2 protein-coding genes and 2 pseudogenes are annotated in these 2,920 nt (G+C 63.4%); 2 read left to right on the forward strand and 2 right to left on the reverse strand.

Annotation, left to right across the window (positions count from 1 at the left end):
- Positions 1–679 (reverse strand): annotated as a pseudogene (locus FG154_RS20150) (hypothetical protein); the annotation flags it as partial.
- A gap of 583 nt (positions 680–1,262) precedes the next feature.
- Between FG154_RS20150 and FG154_RS20155 the strand changes: the two are divergent.
- Entirely contained in the window at positions 1,263–1,655 is a 393-nt protein-coding gene (locus FG154_RS20155; protein WP_145111859.1) for a hypothetical protein, read from the forward strand.
- A 386-nt stretch (positions 1,656–2,041) separates the two neighbouring features.
- Positions 2,042–2,521, forward strand: a complete 480-nt coding sequence (locus FG154_RS20160; protein WP_244908364.1) for a hypothetical protein — start codon at positions 2,042–2,044, stop codon at positions 2,519–2,521.
- Between the two features lie 48 nt (positions 2,522–2,569).
- On the opposite strand, the pseudogene FG154_RS21280 reads toward FG154_RS20160, so the two are convergent.
- Positions 2,570–2,920: pseudogene (locus tag FG154_RS21280) on the reverse strand (hypothetical protein); the annotation flags it as partial.

Consider the following 2,920-nt stretch of genomic DNA (forward strand, 5'->3'; position numbering starts at 1 on the left):
GGAATGACTGACCGGATGTTGTCGGAACCGCCGACCGGATGCCTCGGAATGCGCACTCCAGAGACCGCGCGAGATCATCCTCTGTCAGCCGACGGCAGGACTGCAGCAGGAAATCCGTGATCTGCTCAACCCGGTCCGCCACCTCCGGCGTCCGGATCGCGCGGACCACGCCCGGCCTCAGGTAGGCAGTCCGGAGCCGGTCAAGGATACGCAACAGGGTCGAGCTGACGGAATCGGCCTGCAGAAGACACTGCGCCTGCCGGCGCCCCCGCGGATCCTCGTCCGACAGGAGGGCCACCAGGAGGGGATAATCAGCCGGCGCCCGGAGCGGATCACGCCCGATACGCGCAATGGCCGAAGCAAGTCCCGGCACATCGTCATAAAAAGCAGTGACGATAGCGGCAGGCTCGGCCGATAGCAGCCACTCGACAAACCACTCGAGCGGCAGATCTGCGAAGGCAGGCGGCATTCCGTGATCGCTCTCGAGAGCCGCCAAGGCGGCAAAGACGGTCGAGCGCCGCTCCGCCCCCGCCAAGGCCAGCGGGCTGATGAGACACCGGCCGGAAGTGGCTTCAAGACGAACCAGGACAGGCAGTACCCAGCCTCCGGGTACGTCGGGGCGCAGACCGTTGTCAGAGTGGCAGGCGAACTCGTGGCGCGGCGTCATGATGTTCTCCATGAAAAGGATCAAAAAAAGATTGTGAGGGGCCTGCCGGATCCGCAGAGGGGGTCAGGTCCTCTTCGAATAGCTCCCGGAAGATCCGGGAGCCGCCTCGGGATCGGCTTCCGACAAGATCCCCCGAGGCGGGATGATGAAGTACCTCCGGTTCGGCTCGACCAGCCCGGATCGAGGATGATGATGATCTAGGGTCGTATACAAAGGCAGAAGCTCACGCCCAAAAGATTCCAGAGATGCCCGCAAAGGAGAAATTATCTTAAGGATCGCAGTTGCTTATCTTTTGGATAACTGCTTGCGATCAAGCCAACAACCAAAGGTCTTAGTCGGCACAGAAGCATTCCGCAGCGGGGCAAGCCGCTCGGGTGGGTCCGCCTGAAGAAACGCCGATCCAGGGGCTTGAGCCCGCAGCAGCCGCTTCGGCATCGCCCGGCCCACGGCCCCCCGCCATGACTTCAGCCTTTCCCTTCTTCTTCATGCCTTCGCATTGCCCGGCCCAATGGTGTTTCCTATTGCCCGGCCGCGTGCGACAAGCTACGTGCGTCCCCCGCATCCAGCGGCGGCAACCCCTGCCCAGTGACCCTTCATGGCACACGATCCGTCCTCCGACGCCCGGCACGAGACCCGACCGCATGGCTTCCGGCCCTTCTGTGGCTGGGCCCTTGAGACTGCCTCCCAACTCGAGGAGCAATCCGGCATCCGCCTTGTGGTCCCGCTGTTCGGCGCGAGCGATCTGCGGCGCGCCGCAGCCTTTCTTGCCCTCGCCGCCTGGCACTCCCCCACCAGTCGGCATGAGATCCTTTTCAGCGAGCTTACTGCCGAGGAATTCTCCACATGGCTGCTCCGGGAAGATCCTATTGAAATCGCGGAACTCCTTGACTCGACTTGGCGCGATCCCCAGAAGCTGGCCCTGCTCGGCAACGAGCCTCTGCCCGCTCCGGCCGGCTATTGGACGACACATGACCCCGAGCGTGATTGAACGCCCCGGCTTGCTGAAGTGGCAATCCTGATCGGGTGCAGGCATCATTATCGACCAGACCAATCAATGTTCAGCCCGGCATCCCACCATTGGCCGGACATTTCCGGAGGATTCCCGATCCCTTGACCTTACGGCAGGACACGCAGATCCATCCGGATAGTCGGCACATCCCTGATCTCCTTGTGCAAGAGCAACATGGGTGCGCACAACATGGGTCCGGCACATTGGAAGGTAAGCTTCGGGAACCCCATTGGCCCCGCAGGCGCTGACTGGACAGTCAGGGGCCGACAAGTGGAGCGTTCCATGTCACGCCGGCTTCACCGGCGCCTCTTAACCCGGTCGCACCTGTCCCTCCGCCCCGAAATCCAAAGAAGCCAAGAGTCCGGATGAAACTCCTCATGCGCCAGGTTTCACTGCTTACCGGCCAGATGAGCCGGCATCATCGCGACATGGTACCCGATCACACCGTGGCTCTCTGCACCGAGCCGCTGGTGGCCGCTCTTCTCGGGGGGCAGCCCGCCCTGCCCTTCGAGGGCCGTCGCTGGCTCCTGACCGCCAGCGCCGAAGGCCAGAACCTTCTTGCCACCCTTTGGGCCGGGCCATGGCAGGAGCGCGCGCCCATTCTCACCTCAGGCATCGCACTGCGCGCCCGTGAGGCTCCTGCCCTCTGGAACCGGCTTCACGATACCCCCCTGCCGTTGCAGGTCGACTCCAGCCAGCCTCCCCGCACACCCTGGATCGCCGACCGTCTCGAACCCGCCGCCATGAACCATGCTCATGCCCTCACATGGACGGCAGATTTCAGCCGCGCCCTCGCCTGGGCCTGGTTCGCCCTCACACGGCACCCGCCTGATTGCACCGCCTGACCGATGGATCCGGTGGAGCGCCAGGCCACGCGGCCTCGGGTGACCCGATCAGGGGTGCCCCCACTCCTCGTGATACCGGCTGACGATCTTGCCAAGAACGACCAGAACCTCATCGCGAAAACCGCGCTCCAGTCCTGCCGCAAGATCCGCATCAACCTTCTTCAACAATCCCGTAGCCGCAAGAACCGATAGCGCCTGCCGCTCTGGCTCGTAGAGCGCCAGATAGAAAAGCCGCTCCATCGGCCGATCCCGGACCCACTCCTGCGCAACGGCGGACGGTACCCGCATCCGATGGAGAACATATTGCGCGAAGGACAAGGGATCCCGCTTGAGGTCCGGAAACCAACTGTGTTTCGGCGTGCAATTTTGACCCCCCAGGCGGGGTGATCGGCGTCCAAT

Source organism: Cereibacter sediminicola (assembly GCF_007668225.1).
Classification (GTDB): Bacteria; Pseudomonadota; Alphaproteobacteria; order Rhodobacterales; family Rhodobacteraceae; genus Cereibacter_A; species Cereibacter_A azotoformans.